This window comes from Pedobacter sp. G11 (genome assembly GCF_003860265.1).
In the GTDB taxonomy this organism is placed as follows: domain Bacteria; phylum Bacteroidota; class Bacteroidia; order Sphingobacteriales; family Sphingobacteriaceae; genus Pedobacter; species Pedobacter agri.
Window position 1 is genome coordinate 4,092,300 of the sequence record NZ_CP034190.1, and the last position, 18,603, is coordinate 4,110,902.

Genomic DNA, 18,603 nt, shown 5'->3' on the forward strand with positions numbered 1-18,603 from the left:
GGGCATAGTCATCTAAATTTGATTTAATAATATTTTTTCATAAATTGCTCTTACCATTCGTCCCGGTTGTTGATCTATTTAAAATATCTAATTCAGATTTAAATTAACAGTCATGAGTTTAAATGCAGGGCAGGTACTTGAGCGTGTAGTGCGCCAGGACCGCATGGGTATCAGTGAGCTTTCCAGAAAACTGAGCGTGAGTAGACGCACTATCTACAACTGGTTTGATCAAAAAAGTTTAAACCCCGAAATTATTTGGAAAGTTGGTGCTGTAATTGGTCACGACTTCTCTGTTGAACTTCCTGAAACATTTACCAAGCATGGTAACAGACTTCATGAAGCATTAAATGCCTATCAGCGCAGTGATAGTTCTAAAGCTGATAGCAATTCCGTATATTTTTGGATGAATAAGTACATTCACTTATTAGAGAAATATAATGAACTGCTAAGCCAAGTATCTCCTCAAACAGATAAGGAAGACATTGTTTTAAATCATTCAAAACCTCGTAATAACATCAAAGAATTTCCCATTCTACCATAGCGATGCGCTATAGTCAATCATAAAAGAGCTTGCGAATATTTTTGAGCTCTTTTCCTCTAATCCATTATAAAAACTTGTACACCTCGTAAACTGAATTTTTTTTTGGTGGTGGCGGTGTATGCTTCTAAAATTTTTATCTTGAAAACTATTAATACTCTCTTTGGCTGTATTGCTATTACTTTGTAGCTTAATATAAAGAGCACAATCTCAAATTTCTAATGGTATCCGAATAAGATATAGTACCTGAATTGAAGGTGGTTTAGCAACGGGCTATTTGAAAACAGAATAGGTCCACTCAGGGTGTCTATTCAGGTAAAGTTTAAGCAGAGATTATCTTCTACATTCATGACCGTGATTAGATTGATGTTAGTTTAAGGTTTGAAAGCGATAGCAAATTTGATGATTGCGATAGTAATAATAATTCTATAGGCTTGAGGGTTGCTTTAAGATTTACCAATAACTATTCGTTAGGTATTTACACATTACTTTATTTTTTCAATGAAAGCCAGTATTCAATATAATACTATGAATGAATTATGGATTCTTTCTATTGAATGCAAGCAAGAGGAGTCTGTAAAGTACACGAAGCTTATCGTGAAAATCATAGTAAAGATTCTTTCTGGAGAGGTTTTGCCAAAAAAGAAAAGACGCATTAAAACAGGCAAGCATTATGTAATTCAAAACCAGGTAGTGGAACTATATCATGACGATTGGTTTCCTTTAATTTTAGTAAGCAAAAAGAAGACCTTGCTAGAGGGTATCAAATTTATTTTTATGGATTTGATCGGTGTCAATAATATCCTTGATAAACAAATCATTTAGTTTCAAATCATTTTAATTTTTTAATTATGTGTGGAATAGTAGGTTACATTGGTTCTCGCGATGCCTGGCCAATTGTGTTAAAAGGATTGAAAAGACTGGAGTACAGGGGGTATGATAGTGCAGGTATTGCGGTGATGGATTCGTTCAGTCAGAAAATTTACAAAAAAGCCGGGAAAGTTAATGTATTGGAAGATTTCGCAAAGGAGCTAGACTGCTCAGGAAATGTAGGAATGGGTCACACTAGATGGGCAACCCATGGTCATCCATCAGATCGAAATTCTCATCCTCATACTTCAAATAGCGGAAACCTTTCTATCATTCATAATGGGATCATTGAAAATTACGCAACTTTAAGGGAAGAGTTATTAAATCGCGGACATCAATTTGCAAGTGAAACGGATACCGAGGTTCTTATTCACTTGATTGAAGAAATTCAAAGCATAGAAGGTACCGATTTGCTTGAATCAATACGTTTAGCACTCAATGAAGTTGTTGGAGCTTATGCCATTGTGGTGATGGATAAAAATCAGCCTGATCGCCTGTATGTCGCCAGAAAGGGAAGTCCCCTCGTTATCGGCGTCGGCAATGGTGAACATTTTGTAGCTTCTGATGCAACACCAATTATTGAATACACGAAAAACGTGATTTACCTTAATGATAACGAAATTGCAGTTATCAATAAAGATGAATTATTAATTAAACGTTTAGATAATTTAATTCAAACACCAACTATTCAGGAACTTAACATGAAATTGGAGATATTGGAAAAGGGGGGATATGAACACTTTATGCTGAAAGAAATTTTTGAACAGCCGCGATCGATAAGGGATTGTATGCGTGGTCGTATATATCCTGAGCTGGGCAAAGTTCAATTGGGAGGGATTAAAGAATTTGCTAATAAATTAAAAAATATTGATCGGATTATCATCGTTGCCTGTGGAACATCATGGCATGCAGGATTAGTGGGCGAATATTTAATTGAAGATTATGCTCGCATTCCCGTAGAGGTAGAGTATGCATCAGAATTTAGATATCGAAATCCAATCATTACCGAAAAAGATGTGGTAATTGCCATTTCTCAATCGGGAGAAACAGCAGATACTATGGCAGCCATCGAAATGGCGAAAGATAAAGGCGCTACTATTTTTGGTATTTGCAATGTTGCAGGTGCATCAATTCCAAGGATAAGTGATGCAGGTGTTTATACTCATGCAGGACCAGAAATAGGAGTCGCCTCTACAAAAGCCTTTACTGCACAGGTAACTGTTTTAACGCTCATAGCATTTTACATGGCGCAGCAAAGAGGCACATTGGGCACTGCTGAATTGACAGAACTGCTTACGGCACTAGACGAAATTCCAGATAAAGTTTCGCTCGCTCTCGAATCAAATGAGTTGATAAAGTATATTGCAACCGAAATTAAAGATGCGACTAACTGCTTGTTCTTAGGAAGGGGATGTGGTTTCCCGGTTGCACTGGAGGGCGCTTTAAAGTTAAAGGAAATATCATATATCCATGCTGAAGGTTATCCAGCGGCAGAAATGAAACATGGTCCGATTGCTTTAATTGATGAACAAATGCCAGTCATATTTATTGCAACTAAAAACTCATCCTATGAAAAAGTTATTAGCAACATTCAGGAGGTGAAGGCTCGGAAAGGCATTGTTATCGCGATAGTTACCAAAGGCGACCGAAAAGTAAAAGATATGGTTGATTATGTGATCGAGATACCCGACGCTAACGAGACATTCCTACCACTTTTGGCAACAATTCCTCTACAACTACTTTCCTACCATATTGCCGTAATGAGGGGTTGTAACGTAGATCAGCCTCGAAATCTTGCAAAGTCAGTCACAGTTGAATAGAGATTTTAGGCCAAACTCGCGGTTTTAGTTTAAAACAATAACTCGAGTCTGAATAGTAATATGATGGCTATCCTTAACGGGTAGCCTTTTTTTTGGAAAAAAAAATTTATAAACAAAAAAAGGCTACCATTTAAGGTAACCTTTTCTGGCGGAGAGCGAGGGATTCGAACCCCCGGACCTGTTACAGTCAACAGTTTTCAAGACTGCCGCATTCGACCACTCTGCCAGCTCTCCGGGGGCAAAAGTACAAACTCCGGTTAAAACTGCAAACTATGAAAGCATTTTTTTTATATTAAATTGATAATTGCTTAACACAGAGGTATAAAAAATTATTTTTTTTGAATGTTACCTTCAATAGGATCAGATTTTTTAAATAAATTGAAGGTTGGTCTGATGATTTTAACACTTCTTTTGCTCACATCAACACTAGCATTCAGCTCGAAACCGATTAGTAGAATTAAGGAATTTAAGTAAAGCCAGATCATGACCACAATCAAAGTTCCGATAGAACCGTACACCTTATTGTAGGAGGCGAAATGATTGATATAGAAAGAAAATCCCCAGATGGTTATAAATGCTAAAATCGTAGCCAACCATGATCCTGCACTAAACAACTTCCATTTTTTTGCATGCGAGGGGCCATATCTGTACAATATGGAAATCGTAATGAAATATAAAATTGCTAGCAACGACCAGCGTGTAAACTGAATAGCATAAACGGCTAAGCTATCCTTAATGTGTAGTTCTCCTTTGATATAATTCAATGCAACTTCACCGATCGCCATGGCGCTAATACAAACGATAATTGAAAGGCAAATCACAGAAGTTAAAATAAAAGCTATTAAACGTTGCTTCAACCACCCTCTGGTTTCAATAATTAAGGAAGACTTATTAAAAGCTTTCATTAAATTTTTTACGCCATTTGTTGCAAAAAATATTGCTGATAAAAAACCAAAAGACAACAATCCGGTGTTCTGGTTTTTAATGATATCTTTTAACGTAGATTCAAACGCATTGTAGGCATTATGGGGCAGTACCAGTTCTATCAAATTGAGTAACTGATCCTGGAAACCTTTAATCGGAATAAAAGGAATCAATGTAAATAAAAATATAATACCCGGAAATATTGCCAGCATAAAGCTGTAGGCCAGAGATGACGATTTGTTTACAAGGGTATCTTTACCAATCTCTCTAAAAAAGAATGTTGCAACGGTATACAAAGGCAATGGGCTAAAACCAGGCAAAACGCAGCCTTTAGTCCATTCGATAAATTTCGAATAGATTTTAAGATGTAATAATTGCCGGTGTAGCCATTCCATTTATTATGCTGTAAAATGTTTTTTAACGCCTTCCATAAAGTTAACTGGTGGATGGCATGGTCTCCTTGAATTTTTATCAACAAATACCAAAACTGTTTTACCGATATTGATTAATTCATCCTTCTCGTTGTAAATTTCATATTCTACATTTAAACGTACGGTAGGCAAATCTCTCACAATACATTTTACAGTAAGTACCTGATTATACAACGCAGGCTTTAAGAATTTAGATTGCAGTTCTAACAGTGGCAACATCACTCCAGCAGCCTCCATAGATTCGTAAGTGATACCCGAACAGGCTTCGAAACATTCAGTTCTGGCAATTTCGTAATACAAAGCATAATTTCCATGATGAACAACTCCCATTTGGTCGGTTTCAGCATAGCGAACTTTCACTTTAGTTTCATGTATAAACATTACCTGAAGATATTTTTCTTGTTTAACGCCTCACGATATTTTTTTGCATTTATTTCATGCTCTGCTTTAGTTTCAGCAAAATTATGATATCCTGAAAAATCTTCTTTTGCACACATGTAGATGTAATTATTCTGGTTGCGATTTAGCACTGCATCAATCGCGTTAATACTTGGCATCATGATAGGGCCAGGAGGCAAACCCGCATATTTGTAAGTGTTATATGGCGATTGCACCTGCAACAATTTTCCTGTAACCCGTTTAACAGTAAAATCGTTATTGGCAAAAATAACTGTTGGATCTGCCTGTAACAAAATACCTTTGTTTAACCTGTTTAAGTACAAGCCGGCGATAATCGGCATTTCTTTATCAAATAATGCTTCGGCGTCAACAATTGATGCTAAGGTATAAACCTGAGCAGGGTTGAGGTTCAAACTTGCAGCCTTCTGTTTGCGTTCTGTAGTCCAGAATTTATCATACTCTTTATGCATCCTTTCTAAAAAATCTACAGGAGAAATGTTCCAATACATCTCATAAGTATTCGGGATAAACATGGTGTAAATATTATCCTGATTAAATCCGTATTTTGAAATTAAGGCTGAGGAATCTAAAGCTGAAATAAAGCTTAATGAATCTGCTTCAAGGTTACTGGCCAGATAGGCGGCAAAATTTTCCTTTTTGCGGATGTTTTGGAACTTTAATTTCACAGGTTCCTGGTTTCCTGCTTTGATCAAATTAACAAGTGTTCTGTTCGTCATGCCTTTTTTTAAGCGGTAACGGCCAGGTTTTAGATTCGGTGCTAAATTCATTTTTGCAGCCGCTGCTTCGAAAGATGATGGACTCTTTAAGATATCCCTTTTTTTAATCTCAATAATTAATTCATCATAACTTTGGCCAGTTTTGATGTACAAGTACTTTTGATTTTCAGTAATATTAGGGGAGAAATAAAGTTGGTAAATGTTTAGTGCAAAATATCCGGCAACTAAAATAACAACCACACCAATTGCAATCGCTACCTTTTTCCCAGTACTCATATTCTTTTTTTCTACTTCAGTCATTGTTATTTATTGTTCTTTGTTTGATAAGGTGATGTTAATTCTGGTTCCGATAGCGACTTTCGTTACTGAATCAGCAGGCATTGGATCTTGTTTTACAATCACCGCATTAGCACTGTCTATAATACTTCCTTCATATAAAATATTGCCAAGGCTCAAATTAGAACCTTTTAAGCTGAATTTTGCCTCGTCTACCGTTAGGCCAACCAGTTGTGGCACATCAACCTCTTCACTTCCTCTTCCATCACCTAACACTAAATTGATTCTTGAGCCAACGGGGATAATATCTCCAGCCTGAATAGGAGAACCACCAAACGATGCTTCCAAAACTACATCTCTGCTCACATCGGGTTTATACGTAGTATCTCCAAGTTTTAGTCTTGAACTTTCGATAATAGCCTGCGCCTCCCGAAGGGTTTTAAATGCTATGTCAGGAAATTTTGTATTCGGCGTTTTCCCTGCATTTATGGTCAGATAAATGGTTCTGTTGTCTTTTACAAAGGTGTTTGGATCGGGATCCTGATCAATCACAATTCCTGCAGGCTGATCCATAATAAAAACTGAATCTACCTCATACTTAAGTCCTGCATCTTCGAGTTTTTGCACCGCTTGCTCAAATGCCAAACCTTTAACTAAAGGAACATTCAATCCCTGGCCATGTTTGGTGTAATATCTTAAGCTAAAAAATGCGATGAGTAATAGGCCAACAACAGTTAAAACTGCAGCTAAAATGTTGTTCCTAAATGATTTTGTTTTTAAATAATCTATAAATTTAGACATGAATCTTAAATTCTGGTGTTAAGCATGCAAACTCAAATGTAGTTAATTAATAATTGATAGCGATTTTTGATCAACAGGTTCATTGCCCTGAGCAAATATAATACCACCAATCACCAATTCTATCCTTCAAAATTAAACAATGCTCAAAGATATTTATATTTTTGAGGATATATTTATAATCAAATTCTATTATAATTAACAGTTTTTCCAAATGAAAAAAACAATTGCATTGTTAACAGGCGGTACCACAGGCGAATGGGTTGTTTCGGTAAAAAGTGCAGCAACCATTGCTCAAAATATCGATGCTGATTTGTATGATGTTTATAAAATCATGCTAAATGATAAAGGATGGTTTTATGAACCTGCTGATTCCGTAAAAATAGAAATTGACAAAAATGATTTTTCATTAACCCTAGAAGGAAGACGAATCAAATTTGATGGTGTATTTATCGCGATACATGGTTCTCCTGGAGAGGACGGCAAATTACAGGGTTATTTTGATATGTTGAACATACCTTACACCACATGTAATGCCTTAACCTCATCTATTACAATGAATAAAGGATATACCAAGGCTATTGTAGCGGGAATTGATCAACTAAACACGGCCAAATCAATACAAATCTTCAAAAACGGCAGGTACGATATACAGAAAATTAAACAGGAGTTAAGGTTACCTTATTTTGTTAAGCCAAATAGCGGCGGGAGCAGTATTGGCATGAGTAAAGTAAAACATGCTGATGATTTGGAGAGCGCCCTTGATAAGGCATTCCATGAAGATACCCAGGTATTAATTGAGGAGTTTGTAAGTGGCCGTGAATTTTCAATTGGTGTGTACAGTGCTAACGGAGAAATCACAGTTTTACCAACCACAGAGGTAATCCCTGCAAATGAATTTTTTGATTTCGAAGCCAAATATACACCTGGTGCTACTCAGGAAATTACTCCGGGGAATATGAGCGAAGAGGAGTATGCAAGAGTTCATCAAATTATAAAAGAAGTTTATATCAAACTAAATTGCAGGGGAGTAGTTCGTATCGATTATTTTCTGGAGCATGAAACAGGCAAATTTTATTTCATCGAAATTAATACCATACCTGGTCAAACTGCTACAAGTTTTATCCCACAGCAAGTTGCCGCTATGGGCATAACGTTAAAACAGTTTTATACAGATTTGATGAAAGAAACGCTTAACTAATCTTTAATGGATATTCAGGAACTAATTCAGAGGGGCTTTGCTGTAAAAGAATATCCAAAAGATAAACTTATTTATGAACCTGGCATGTTACCGAGGTATGTTTACTTCATTAAAACAGGCGAGGTTAGGATGGTTACCGTAAGCGAGCATGGCAAAGAATTTATCCAGGGTATTTTTAAGGCTGGTCAATACTTCGGCGAACCTGCTTTAATTGTAAATAGAAGATATTTAGCTTATACAATTGCGAGTAAACAATCAGAAATTATTCTGGTAAATAAAACGGATTTCTTTAACTTAATAGAAAACACCCCAGGCTTTAGCACGAGTCTTATTCAAAAATTAAGTAACAGGCTCTTTTATAAGTCGATGATGCTGGAGGAGTTGGCGAACGAAAAAGCTGAACATCGGCTCTTAACCATAATTAATTACCTGATGGATGATGTCGAGGTTGGTGATAGCTTAAACGTAACAAGGCAGGAACTCGCAGATATGACTGGTTTGAGAGTGGAAACGGTGATCAGGGAGATTAAATCATTGCGTGAAAAAGAATTTATTAAAACTGATAAAGGCAAAATCATAAAGCTAAAATAAATCAGCAGTTCAATCTATTTACTGACAAAATATGATGTAGGTCATAAACTAGGCTTTTTATTAGTTTTAAATTTGCCTCATTAACTAGCAAAAACATATGACCGAATTATCTAAATTTCAATCTTTTATACAATGTAAATGTCCACGCTGCCGCCAGGGAGATATTTTCACAGGCAGCGCATATTCTTTCAGGCTACAAAAAACAAACATTTATTGCCCGGTTTGTAATCTGAAATTCGAGCGGGAACCAGGTTTCTTCTATGTCGCGATGTTTGTAAGTTATGCAATGAATGTTGCAGAAATTATTACTATTGGCGTAGCATCATATGTTTTGGGTTTAGATCTGATCTATGAAAATTTATGGTATTATGTTGGCTTTATATTATTTGGAGTGTTTTTATGCTCCCCGATAAATTACAGGTATTCTCGGGTAATCCTTTTGCATTATTTAACTCCTGGATTACACTATGTACCAGGCAGCGGAGAAAAGTGATAAATGAAAAGCCCTTATGGGCTTTTCTTATTTTTTCATAGGATGTTGTACATATTCCGACATACCTTGTACTTTTCCATCTTTAAGCTTAAAATCGTTGTATAGCTGAATGGTATCTACTTTGCCATCTTTTGTTGTGGTAACCTGTTTATACCATAAGCTCACCCATTCTTCAGTTTTATCTTTATTTATCACCGATTCCATATCCTCCATCTCGATTTTTAAATTACGCATTCTCGCAAATTCCCCGGTTACATCCTTTAAAAATTGAGATTTGGTTCCCTTAAATCTATAACCATCGAGATTAAACCAAACGCTATCGTGTAAAAGTTTCCCCATAGCCAAGGTGTCCATGTTCTCGAAAGATTTAATCACGTTGAGTGTCGTTAATCCGTTTTTAGCATCCTTGTTCATTTCCCATTCCTGGACTTTTTTAAATTCATAAGGATATTTTGTGGTATCTGACGAAGTTGTTTCAGATATTTTAGCGTCATGATTCTGACAAGCAGCAACAATTAACGCGATAACAAATAGCGATGAGATTGTTTTCATAAAAGTTTATTGTTTAGTTATCTAAATATATAAAATATATGATAACTAAATCATTATAAGGTAATTATGTAAACATTTTCACACTATTTAATATTTCTTTTATGCCTGTTCACCACTCCAAATATTATATTTAGCACTGGCAAAATTTGCATTACAATCAAAGTTGAGAGGATTATGTGGTTTGTTCTATGGTGTCTCCCAAAAAAGCTAGAAGTACCTTGATCTGAAATTTCGACTACGGCAAGAGATTTATTAAAACTATAACTCATTAAGGCGATAATCAATGTGAACAAAAGGAGAGAAAGAACGTGAATCCAGGTCAACATCTTTGAGATTAAATAATGATTGAAGCATTTATAAAAAGCAGCAAATAAGAGTAGACCTATTGCACTACACCTCAAAAAATGAGTAACAGGAATAATAAAGTAAGTATCTACTATATTCAAAGTCAGGTCGAGAGGCGAAATCAAAAAAGAAGCCAATAGAAAAAGTATAGCTGATGATAGCAGGAAGTAATGAGGCTTCAAAATAGCAAAGATTTAAGAGTGATTAATGATGTGTACAAGCTCCTTCACGCGATCGATATTAGTCAATTCATATTGGTATTCATCATCAATACTCCCCATTTTTGTTTCACTATTTCGGAATATCATTTTACTTGATACATAGGTTTTGCAAGATGCATGAAACGTATCAGCACCAGAAATTTCAATGAGATCTTGAATATTATTGCTATTGATCCCTGCGCCCGGCATAATCGAAATCCGTCCATTGGCTTGTTTTACCAGCTGTGCTATTTTTGCTGCTCCCTGAATTGCCGAATTTGCGCCACCGGAGGAGAGCACACGAACAATGCCCAGTGCTATCAAGTCTTCCAGGGCTAAGCTCATATCGTTACTCATGTCGAAAGCCCTGTGAAACGATACAGGCAGCGGGTTTGCCAAAGCTATCAACTCCGCACACCGTTTCTGGTCAATTGTTCCATCAGGGTTGAGTATTCCAATCACGACACCATCACAATTTAATGATTTAAAGATCTTTATATCTTCCTTCATCAAGTCAAACTCGAGATCGGAATAAAGAAAATCTCCGCCTCGTGGACGAATGATTGGCCAAATTTCGATATTAAGATTTTTTTTTGCCAATGCAATTTGTCCATAGCTTGGTGTAGTTCCACCTTCGGCTAAATTATCGCAAAACTCTACACGGGTAGCGCCACCCATCTGGGCATTTAAAGCAGATTCGTAACCATTCGCACAAACTTCTAAAGTTCCAGCCATTTTAAAGTTGTTTTAATCTTCATTAATAGGTCCTAAAACCTTCCAACCGCTCACTGATTTGAATACATTCAGTTTTTGGATTGATTTTCCACCATCCGGAAACCAACAAATTTCAGTAATGATATAGTGGTGATTATCTACCCGTTCTCTTTTGAAGGCGCTTTGCAAACCAGTAAAATCTGGAAATCCATGCTCCTCTAAATTATTAACAAATGACAACTCCAAAACTTCGGCCATTTGCTGAACAATTTCCGCATCCTGAGGCATACTGGTTGAAGTCAGCATCATTTTGGCCTCCTCTTTAAAATCTTTACATGCGATTGCAGCATCTAAATTTTTATCATTGTATGCCTGCTCCAATGCTAAAATTGCACCTTCCGGTGTATCAAAATTGGGTTTGAAATGATCAACGCCTTCATCAATATATAAACCTATGTTTTGATCAAAGGCTGATTTATCTTTATCCGGAATGCCATCTCTTATCGCCCTGATGGTATAGCCGCCAATCAAACGTCCGTTTTCCAGAATCATCCAGTCAGATATCATACTTCGATCTATTCCAATTTTCTGGTTTAATTTAACTGTTTTTACATCAACAGGCTCATTTCCAATGGTGCCATATAAGTGTCCTTCATTGTCGAAGTGAGGTTCTGTTAGCCAGATATGTTCTCCATTATCACCATCAATAATTTTTACCTTTATGGAAAAGTAAACCTGATGACTTTGAGGATTTTCCAAACTCTTTTCAAAATACCATAATGTTAAGTTGGCTTTTTCAATAGCCCAATTCATACGTTCATCTTCATTTGAAACGTACATCATATCCGGTTCACCCTGACGTTCTTCTACGTTTTTTTTACCGAAAATTTTGGAGAGTAATCCCATTCTTTAATTTTTAAGTTTTGAATTTTGGTTGGGATGAAATGTTATTGTTAATAATAGCTTTTTCCTTTGATCAGCAAATCCTGTTTTTCAGCATTGCAAACTGCATAACTAAATCCTTGCTGGATGGCATAAGCGCCATATTCTCCTTTTTTATTGATGGCTAGAAAACCAACCTGAATCTTTTTAGCTGTTTCCGGTTTCTTTTTAATGATACGCATTACGGCTTCTTTGCATGCAGCTTCAGGAGCATAACCTTGTCGCATTAGCTCAACAACTAAAAATGAGCCAACATTGCGAACAACCTCTTCGCCCACGCCAGTAGAAGTTGCACCACCTACCTCATTATCTACATACAAACCAGCACCGATAATTGGGCTATCTCCAATTCTGCCATGCAGTTTGTACGCCATGCCACTGGTGGTACAGGCACCAGATATATTTCCTTTGGCATCAATAGCCAACATGCCGATGGTATCATGATTATATTGATTTCCTGGAAGTTTCTGAGGCGCTGCTTTATCATAAAGCTTGTTTTCGATGTTTATCACTGGCTCATATTTCGCAGTTTTGAGCCATTCTTTCCAGGCCGCTTCACTTGAAGGGGTAAGCAAATTTTCTTTTTTAAAACCTTGTTCCAATGCGAATTGTAACGCACCATCACCTGCGAGCATTACGTGAGGTGTTTTTTCCATCACTTTACGGGCAACTGAAATTGGATGTTTGATATGTTCTAATGCCAAAACCGCACCGCAGTTTCCATTTTCATCCATAATACAGGCGTCTAAAGTTACTTTACCATCACGATCCGGTAAGCCACCATAACCTACAGATTGGTTATTTTCATCTGCCTCGGGCACCCAAACCCCCTGCTCAACGGCGTCTAAAGCTTTTCCTCCTTTCGAAAGTACCTTCCAGGCATCAGCATTCGCTGCAATACCAAAATCCCAGGTGGAGATAACAATTGGAAAACTTGCTGTTTTTTTTGTTGAAGCTGGAAGTGCATCAGCCATGCTGCTTTTATCAATAGCTATTAATCCGGCAGAAAGGGCAGAGGCTTTTAAAAATTTACGACGGTTGAACATGTTTAGGGATATTCTATTTTTTAATTATTGGAAAAGTTAAGTTGTGTGGACTAAATCAAGATATCTCAACTGATGCTGAACTTATCCGCATCTTTTAGAAATGGAAACTGACGTCTGATTTTTATCAATTCTTCGTAGTTGATACTAAAAGTATATAAATCCTCGTCTTCAGGCTTGTAATATACGGTACTTCCGTAAGGATCGATACACATCGAATGTCCACTGTGATAAATTTGATTACCATCGTGGCCAACACGGTTTACAGCAATTACATAACTTTGATTTTCGATTGCACGGGCCGGAATTAAAGCTTTCCAATGTGATGAGCGCTTGTCGGGCCAGCTTGCAACCAGCAGTAAGATATCATATTCTTCATCTACATTACGCAACCAAACGGGAAAGCGTAAATCATAACAGACCGCTAATCTTATTTTCCATCCTTTAAGTTCAACAATGAGTTTATCCTTGCCGGGACTGAAGTTTTTGTCTTCTTCACCCAACCCAAATAAATGCCGTTTATCGTAGTATTGATGATCGCCGTTCTGCTCCATCCAAATTAAACGATTATAATAATTTCCGTCTTCTTTGATGATTAAACTGCCCGTAATTACGCAATTATATTTATAGGCCATTTGCTGCATCCACTGCATGGTAAAGCCACCCATTTCTTCAGCCAAAGCCTCAGAGTTCATACTAAACCCACTGTTAAACATTTCCGGCAAAATGATCAGATCCGTCTTTTCCCGAACACCCATTGATAAGCGGAGTGCGAGGTTTTGTAAGTTTTTTTCTATGTTTTCCCAAAAAAGATAAGCCTGAAATACGGTAACTTTCAGGTTCTCTATTTGAGTGTAAACAGGTGTATTCATATGTTTAGTTTTACGGGATGATTAAACATTTTTTAATTTTTCTGCTGCCATTGCGAGGGTTGAATTTTCTTTGGCAAAACAGAATCTAATGATTTTGTGGTCAGTTGCTTTTTGGTAGAATGCCGAAACTGGGATGGTGGCAACACCAAATTCTTTAATCAGCCTGATGCTAAAATCTGTATCCTTTTCATCGCTGATTTTATGGTAACTGGCGCACTGGAAGTACGAGCCATTACAAGGCAGTAATTCAAACCGGCTTTCTGCCAATAGCCCTCTGAAATAATTGCGTTTTTCTTCGAAAAAACTTGTTATCCCAGTATAATTTCCTGGTTCTTTAATATAATCTGCAATAGCTTGCTGCATCGGGCTATTAACGCTGAAAACATTAAATTGGTGTACTTTTCTAAATTCTTTCGTTAATTGAGCAGGAGCGAGGCAATAACCTAATTTCCATCCTGTAGCGTGTAAGAGTTTTCCAAACGATGCGACAACGAAACTTCTTTCCCTTAATTCGGGAAAAAGCATTACGCTTTTGTGCTTCTGGTCATCAAAAATTAAGTGCTCATAAACTTCATCGCTGAGAATTAAAATATCCGTTCCGTTGATCAGCTTGATGAGCGCTTTCATATCTTCTTCTGATAAAATACTACCTGTCGGGTTTTGGGGAGAATTCAATATAATCATCCTTGTACTCGAAGTGAACAGCTTTTTTACCATATCCCAATCTATACCATAGTTAGGGGGCGCAAGTTCATAGGTTTTAACTAATCCACCTAAAAGTTTAATGGTAGGTGCATAGCTATCATAAGCAGGTTCAAAAATTATTACTTCATCGCCCGGATTTATTATAGCTGCTAAAGCTGTAAATATGGCCTGTGTTCCACCGGCAGTAACAGTAATTTCAGTGTCGGGATTATATTCTACCTGGTAAAGTTTAGCTACTTTTTCAGCAATGGTTTCTTTCAAAAAATTATTACCAGGCATTGGTGCGTACTGGTTGTAGCCATCCTTCATGGCTTTATTCACCAACTCAGTCAGTTTTGGATCGCAGGGATAATCCGGGAAACCCTGAGATAAATTAATGGCATTATGTTCTGCCGCAAGTTTAGACATTACCGAGAAAATGGTAGTACTTACGCCTGGAAGTTTCGATTGTATATTCAACATGTTATAAGCGAAAATAGCAAAAAAAACCTTAAGGAATAAATTACCAGGTTTTCATTCGTCTGATTTGAAAACAAGCATATTGAAAAACAGGATTAGTCTGCGTTTATAACACTATAAGTCGAACACTAACATATCAAACGGAAAGCAATTAAATTTAGTTAATGTCCCGCCACAGCGACATCTGCAGATGCCTCGATTTCTGTTTTGATAAATCTTTTTCCGATTAACAAGCAAATCAGGGCCGTAAATGCTGCAAATGTCATTACCAACGGCATCGGAACTATGGAGTGTTCGCTAAACAAACTTACCATTACAGATGCCAATGCACCTAATCCCATTTGTAATGCACCCATTAGCGCAGAGGCACTGCCTGCATTTTTGCTAAATGGCGCCAAAGATAAAGCAGCTGCATTTGGATTAATAAAGCCTAAACAGCACAAAAATAATGCAATAAATCCTATTGTTGAATATAAGTTTAGCCAGTCGTTTAAAGCGAAAATCAGGAATATTAAACTGAAAACACATTGTGCCAGTAACGCCCAGGTTACAATTTGTTTACTGGTAAACCACTTTAAAATTAAACTGTTAATTTGACTCGAACCAATAAAAAATACGGATAATAATGCAAATATCCATCCGTAGCCTGTTTTACTCACTTCATAAATCTTCATAAAAACTTGTGGCGAAGAAGAAACATAGGCAAATAAACCAGAAAAGGTGATCGAGCTAATTAATGCATAGGTAGAAAATTGAGGCTCTTTTAAAACTGTTAAAAAACTGTTCAGAATTGGCTTTGGTTTTAAAGAATAATTCGGATCGGGCTTGTAGCTTTCTGGTAATTTGAAAATTGAGGCTAGCAATATCAAGATCGCCATAAACCCTAAGAAAACAAAAACATATTTCCAGCCCAGTGCAGCTATCAAATAACCGCCGGCAGTTGGTGCAAGCATTGGCGAAACAGCAATAACCAACATCAGTGAGGCAAACACTTTTGGACTTTCTTCTACCGAAAATAAATCGCGAACCATTGCTACCGAAGCAACCGCAGTTGCGCAACTTCCTATGGCTTGTACAAAGCGCAAAACAATCAATTGGTTCACATCTGTAACGGCCAAACATAAAAACGATGCGATAATATAAAGTACCAAACCAAAATAAAGTGGCTTTTTACGGCCAAACTTATCAAGCAACGGACCGTATAAAAGCTGACCAGCAGATATGCCAATAAAGAAACTAGATAGCGACAACGCAACTGTAGATTCAGAACTCTTTAAATCATTGGCAATATCTACAAAACCTGGCAGGTACATATCAATTGAAAAAGGTCCGAGCGCTGCAAGTGAACCTAAAATGAGGATTAGAAAGAAGTGTTGTTTATTAGCCATGTTATAGTAATTCCGTGCGCAAAGATTGGGAGATTTAAGTTCTTAAACTATTTTTAAGGTCGAATGATTGTCAAAAGGTATCGAAAGTAAAATTTAACAGCTAAAAACATCATTCTGATTTGATTTATCTTTAGATTTATGCGCTATGACTTTTAAAACTAAAGAAAGCCGTTTACTTCTCATTCTGGGAAGTTTTTTTGTGGCAAATGCAATACTATCAGAATTTATTGGGGTTAAGTTATTCAGCGTTGAAGAAACTCTGGGATTTAAAAAGTTTGATATCAATTTGTTTGGCGTTCCAAATTTATCATTTGTGATGTCGGCTGGAGTGCTCACCTGGCCAATTATTTTCATCATGACAGATATCATCAATGAGTATTTTGGCGTAAAGCAAGTCCGATTCCTATCGATTCTTACATCAATATTAATAGCGTTTGCCTTTTTAGTGGTGTGGGGTTCGATGCATTTAAGTGCTGCCGATTTTTGGGTACATCAAAATATAAATGGAGAAGATTTGAATATGAACAACGCCTTTGCAGGTATCTTCGGCCAGGGTATGTGGATTATAGTCGGTTCAATCGTTGCTTTTATTGTCGGCCAACTTGCCGATGTCCTTATTTTTCATCGCATAAAAAAAATAACAGGAGAGAAATCGCTATGGTTAAGGGCAACCGGTTCAACGGTAGTTTCTCAACTGATTGATAGTTTTGTTGTAATTTTCATCGCCTTCTATTTAAATCCCCAATATCATTACAGCTGGCAAATGGTTGCCGCTATTGGCTTGGTTAACTACACCTATAAATTCGTTGTAGCAATTTTAATGACGCCAATATTGTATGTGGTACATGCCATTATTGATGGATACCTTGGTAAAGATTTAGCCAGAAAACTAACAGAAATGGCAGGAAGAGGTTAGAATTTTAACGCAAAAGGTCGGAATCGCTCCGACCTTTGTGCTTAACAACAAAACAAATAAAAAAATTAACCTTAAAAAAATCTTAAAGTACAGCCAATTCAGCTGCGTATACGTTTTCTGCAACTTGTTCCTGCTTGTAGATCTGTCTGCCCGTGTAAGCCACAAATACATCCTGATCTAAAAGCAAATCACGGTTTCTAATTAAGCTTTCCAATTTTACAGTACCAATTACATACTTATACTCACTGGCTGCGTAACGTTCGCTAATGTTGTCAAATTCCAGCAAGCTGATTAAGTCTTCATCGGCATAGCGTAAATAAACTTCTAATAAAATATCTTCGGTATGTTTCACACCATTTTCAGAATGGTATTTTTTATATTCATAGCGATAATCATAACGAAGCGCCGCGATATCAGAAAGTACGGCAGCACCTGTTGGGTGACCACCTGCACCTTTTCCAAAGAAAAACTGCTTATCAGCAAAAGCTGCCTGAACGGTTACCGCATTGTATTCGTTTTCTACATTGTAAAGAAAATCATCTTTAGCTACCAGTTTGGGCAACACATAAGTCACGATATCTTTCGTATTGACTTTTCGAGCCGTTGGAACCAACTTAATCTTGAAGTTTTTTTCTCGAGCATATTTAATATCATGCTGAGAAAGATTTTGAATCCCAATGTTCAATATTGCATCCGGATTGACGAACAAGCCATAAGCATGAGCTGTTGCAATGGCTAGTTTATATTTCGGATCGTAACCTCCAACATCTAAAATTGGATCTGTTTCAGCGAAACCTAAATCCTGAGCTTCTTTTAATGCTGAAATGTAGCTTTGATTTTCATTGAAAATCTTTGATAAAATATAATTTGAAGAACCATTAAAGATACCGCTTAAGGCATGGAAAAGCTCATTATCATAATATTCTTCGAGATTTCTGATAATTGGAATACTGCCACAAACAGCACCTTCATAAAGTAACGAAGTGCCATGTTTCTGTTGCAAGTCTACAAGTTCTTTCAGGTGTGTGGCAATCATTTTTTTATTGGCAGAAACCACATTTTTCCCATTTTTTAATGCAGTCGTCACGATATCGTAAGCCGCATCAGCATCATTAATGAGTTCTACTATCGTATTAATTTCCGTATTATTCAGGATTTCATTTTTATCGGTAGTGAACAAATCTTTGTTAAGGGTACGTTTCTTTCTTGGGTCCTTAATTGCTATTTTAATGATTTCGAGATTGAGGTTTTGACTTTGGATAATATCCAGTAAACCCTGGCCAACTACTCCAAAACCAAATAATCCGATTTTTAAATTTTTACTCATGGTATTTTATAGTATCAAGTAGCGAGTATCAAGATTAAATGCTTGAGTGTTCGCTGTTAAAT

The 18,603-nt window shown here is 36.8% G+C and carries 18 protein-coding genes and 1 tRNA gene; 6 read left to right on the plus strand and 13 right to left on the minus strand.

What is annotated here, in order from left to right; all coding sequences use genetic code 11:
- Positions 1-112: 112 nt before the first annotated feature.
- The 3 genes from EA772_RS17640 (at position 113) to glmS (ending at position 3,228) form a co-directional block, all read left to right on the plus strand.
- The gene (locus EA772_RS17640) at positions 113-541 is read left to right on the plus strand and encodes a hypothetical protein (RefSeq protein ID WP_010600898.1); all 429 of its coding nucleotides are present in this window, start codon (positions 113-115) and stop codon (positions 539-541) included.
- A 525-nt stretch (positions 542-1,066) separates the two neighbouring features.
- Positions 1,067-1,363: a hypothetical protein gene (locus EA772_RS17645; RefSeq protein ID WP_124914340.1), complete on the plus strand. Its 297-nt coding sequence runs from the start codon at positions 1,067-1,069 to the stop codon at positions 1,361-1,363.
- 26 nt (positions 1,364-1,389) lie between these two features.
- Positions 1,390-3,228, plus strand: coding sequence for a glutamine--fructose-6-phosphate transaminase (isomerizing) (gene glmS / locus EA772_RS17650; protein ID WP_124914341.1), 1,839 nt, complete (start codon positions 1,390-1,392; stop codon positions 3,226-3,228).
- A 146-nt stretch (positions 3,229-3,374) separates the two neighbouring features.
- On the opposite strand, the gene EA772_RS17655 is transcribed toward glmS, so the two are convergent.
- The 5 genes from EA772_RS17655 to EA772_RS17675 all read right to left on the minus strand — a co-directional run bounded on the left by EA772_RS17655 (position 3,375) and on the right by EA772_RS17675 (position 6,796).
- Positions 3,375-3,462 (minus strand) — tRNA-Ser (locus EA772_RS17655).
- A gap of 95 nt (positions 3,463-3,557) precedes the next feature.
- The gene (locus EA772_RS17660; protein WP_010600901.1) at positions 3,558-4,547 is read right to left on the minus strand and encodes a YihY/virulence factor BrkB family protein; all 990 of its coding nucleotides are present in this window, start codon (positions 4,545-4,547) and stop codon (positions 3,558-3,560) included.
- Positions 4,548-4,550: 3 nt separating this feature from the next.
- Positions 4,551-4,964, minus strand: coding sequence for a thioesterase family protein (locus tag EA772_RS17665; protein ID WP_124914342.1), 414 nt, complete (start codon positions 4,962-4,964; stop codon positions 4,551-4,553).
- Entirely contained in the window at positions 4,964-6,019 is a 1,056-nt protein-coding gene (gene mltG, locus EA772_RS17670; protein WP_124914343.1) for an endolytic transglycosylase MltG, read from the minus strand. Before mltG ends, EA772_RS17665 begins: the two co-directional genes overlap by 1 nt.
- 6 nt (positions 6,020-6,025) lie before the next feature.
- Positions 6,026-6,796, minus strand: a complete 771-nt coding sequence (locus tag EA772_RS17675; protein WP_010603403.1) for a PASTA domain-containing protein — start codon at positions 6,794-6,796, stop codon at positions 6,026-6,028.
- A 211-nt stretch (positions 6,797-7,007) separates the two neighbouring features.
- On the opposite strand from EA772_RS17675, the gene EA772_RS17680 reads away from it, so the two are divergent.
- Together EA772_RS17680 and EA772_RS17685 are read left to right on the plus strand one after the other, a co-directional pair.
- A complete protein-coding gene (locus EA772_RS17680; RefSeq protein ID WP_124914344.1) occupies positions 7,008-7,994 on the plus strand; it encodes a D-alanine--D-alanine ligase in 987 nt (328 codons plus the stop codon).
- A gap of 6 nt (positions 7,995-8,000) precedes the next feature.
- Positions 8,001-8,585, plus strand: a complete 585-nt coding sequence (locus EA772_RS17685; RefSeq protein ID WP_124914345.1) for a Crp/Fnr family transcriptional regulator — start codon at positions 8,001-8,003, stop codon at positions 8,583-8,585.
- A gap of 520 nt (positions 8,586-9,105) precedes the next feature.
- Here the strand turns inward: EA772_RS17685 and EA772_RS17695 are convergent.
- The 7 genes from EA772_RS17695 to EA772_RS17725 all read right to left on the minus strand — a co-directional run bounded on the left by EA772_RS17695 (position 9,106) and on the right by EA772_RS17725 (position 16,298).
- Entirely contained in the window at positions 9,106-9,630 is a 525-nt protein-coding gene (locus EA772_RS17695; RefSeq protein WP_124914347.1) for a hypothetical protein, read from the minus strand.
- A gap of 539 nt (positions 9,631-10,169) precedes the next feature.
- Positions 10,170-10,910, minus strand: coding sequence for a copper homeostasis protein CutC (locus EA772_RS17700; protein ID WP_124914348.1), 741 nt, complete (start codon positions 10,908-10,910; stop codon positions 10,170-10,172).
- Between the two features lie 12 nt (positions 10,911-10,922).
- Positions 10,923-11,795 carry a YegJ family protein gene (locus EA772_RS17705; protein ID WP_124914349.1) on the minus strand — a complete coding sequence of 291 codons (873 nt, stop codon included), beginning with the start codon at positions 11,793-11,795 and terminating at the stop codon, positions 10,923-10,925.
- Positions 11,796-11,842: 47 nt separating this feature from the next.
- Positions 11,843-12,877 carry a N(4)-(beta-N-acetylglucosaminyl)-L-asparaginase gene (locus EA772_RS17710; RefSeq protein ID WP_124914350.1) on the minus strand — a complete coding sequence of 345 codons (1,035 nt, stop codon included), beginning with the start codon at positions 12,875-12,877 and terminating at the stop codon, positions 11,843-11,845.
- A 65-nt stretch (positions 12,878-12,942) separates the two neighbouring features.
- Positions 12,943-13,746, minus strand: coding sequence for a nitrilase family protein (locus tag EA772_RS17715; protein ID WP_210405050.1), 804 nt, complete (start codon positions 13,744-13,746; stop codon positions 12,943-12,945).
- Between the two features lie 21 nt (positions 13,747-13,767).
- Positions 13,768-14,913, minus strand: a complete 1,146-nt coding sequence (locus EA772_RS17720) for a methionine aminotransferase (RefSeq protein ID WP_010600271.1) — start codon at positions 14,911-14,913, stop codon at positions 13,768-13,770.
- A 158-nt stretch (positions 14,914-15,071) separates the two neighbouring features.
- Positions 15,072-16,298 (minus strand): multidrug effflux MFS transporter, encoded by a 1,227-nt coding sequence (locus tag EA772_RS17725; protein WP_124914351.1) that lies wholly within the window; start codon positions 16,296-16,298, stop codon positions 15,072-15,074.
- Positions 16,299-16,443: 145 nt separating this feature from the next.
- On the opposite strand from EA772_RS17725, the gene EA772_RS17730 reads away from it, so the two are divergent.
- On the plus strand, positions 16,444-17,214 hold the full coding sequence (locus EA772_RS17730; RefSeq protein ID WP_010600273.1) for a queuosine precursor transporter: 771 nt from the start codon (positions 16,444-16,446) through the stop codon (positions 17,212-17,214).
- 82 nt (positions 17,215-17,296) lie between these two features.
- On the opposite strand, the gene EA772_RS17735 is transcribed toward EA772_RS17730, so the two are convergent.
- Positions 17,297-18,541: a homoserine dehydrogenase gene (locus EA772_RS17735; RefSeq protein ID WP_124914352.1), complete on the minus strand. Its 1,245-nt coding sequence runs from the start codon at positions 18,539-18,541 to the stop codon at positions 17,297-17,299.
- Positions 18,542-18,603 lie beyond the last annotated feature (62 nt).

Excerpts from the sequence above, each read along its gene's own strand:
- mltG (WP_124914343.1), bottom strand. The coding sequence starts at position 6,019 with ATGACTGAAGTAGAAAAAAAGAATATGAGTACTGGGAAAAAGGTAGCG.
- EA772_RS17695 (WP_124914347.1), bottom strand. The coding sequence starts at position 9,630 with ATGAAAACAATCTCATCGCTATTTGTTATCGCGTTAATTGTTGCTGCT.
- EA772_RS17715 (WP_210405050.1), bottom strand. The coding sequence starts at position 13,746 with ATGAATACACCTGTTTACACTCAAATAGAGAACCTGAAAGTTACCGTA.
- EA772_RS17725 (WP_124914351.1), bottom strand. The coding sequence starts at position 16,298 with ATGGCTAATAAACAACACTTCTTTCTAATCCTCATTTTAGGTTCACTT.
- glmS (WP_124914341.1), top strand. The coding sequence starts at position 1,390 with ATGTGTGGAATAGTAGGTTACATTGGTTCTCGCGATGCCTGGCCAATT.
- EA772_RS17645 (WP_124914340.1), top strand. The coding sequence starts at position 1,067 with ATGAATGAATTATGGATTCTTTCTATTGAATGCAAGCAAGAGGAGTCT.
- EA772_RS17730 (WP_010600273.1), top strand. The coding sequence starts at position 16,444 with ATGACTTTTAAAACTAAAGAAAGCCGTTTACTTCTCATTCTGGGAAGT.
- EA772_RS17660 (WP_010600901.1), bottom strand. The coding sequence starts at position 4,547 with ATGGAATGGCTACACCGGCAATTATTACATCTTAAAATCTATTCGAAA.
- EA772_RS17735 (WP_124914352.1), bottom strand. The coding sequence starts at position 18,541 with ATGAGTAAAAATTTAAAAATCGGATTATTTGGTTTTGGAGTAGTTGGC.
- EA772_RS17680 (WP_124914344.1), top strand. The coding sequence starts at position 7,008 with ATGAAAAAAACAATTGCATTGTTAACAGGCGGTACCACAGGCGAATGG.
- EA772_RS17675 (WP_010603403.1), bottom strand. The coding sequence starts at position 6,796 with ATGTCTAAATTTATAGATTATTTAAAAACAAAATCATTTAGGAACAAC.
- EA772_RS17665 (WP_124914342.1), bottom strand. The coding sequence starts at position 4,964 with ATGTTTATACATGAAACTAAAGTGAAAGTTCGCTATGCTGAAACCGAC.
- EA772_RS17710 (WP_124914350.1), bottom strand. The coding sequence starts at position 12,877 with ATGTTCAACCGTCGTAAATTTTTAAAAGCCTCTGCCCTTTCTGCCGGA.
- EA772_RS17700 (WP_124914348.1), bottom strand. The coding sequence starts at position 10,910 with ATGGCTGGAACTTTAGAAGTTTGTGCGAATGGTTACGAATCTGCTTTA.
- EA772_RS17640 (WP_010600898.1), top strand. The coding sequence starts at position 113 with ATGAGTTTAAATGCAGGGCAGGTACTTGAGCGTGTAGTGCGCCAGGAC.
- EA772_RS17685 (WP_124914345.1), top strand. The coding sequence starts at position 8,001 with ATGGATATTCAGGAACTAATTCAGAGGGGCTTTGCTGTAAAAGAATAT.
- EA772_RS17705 (WP_124914349.1), bottom strand. The coding sequence starts at position 11,795 with ATGGGATTACTCTCCAAAATTTTCGGTAAAAAAAACGTAGAAGAACGT.
- EA772_RS17720 (WP_010600271.1), bottom strand. The coding sequence starts at position 14,913 with ATGTTGAATATACAATCGAAACTTCCAGGCGTAAGTACTACCATTTTC.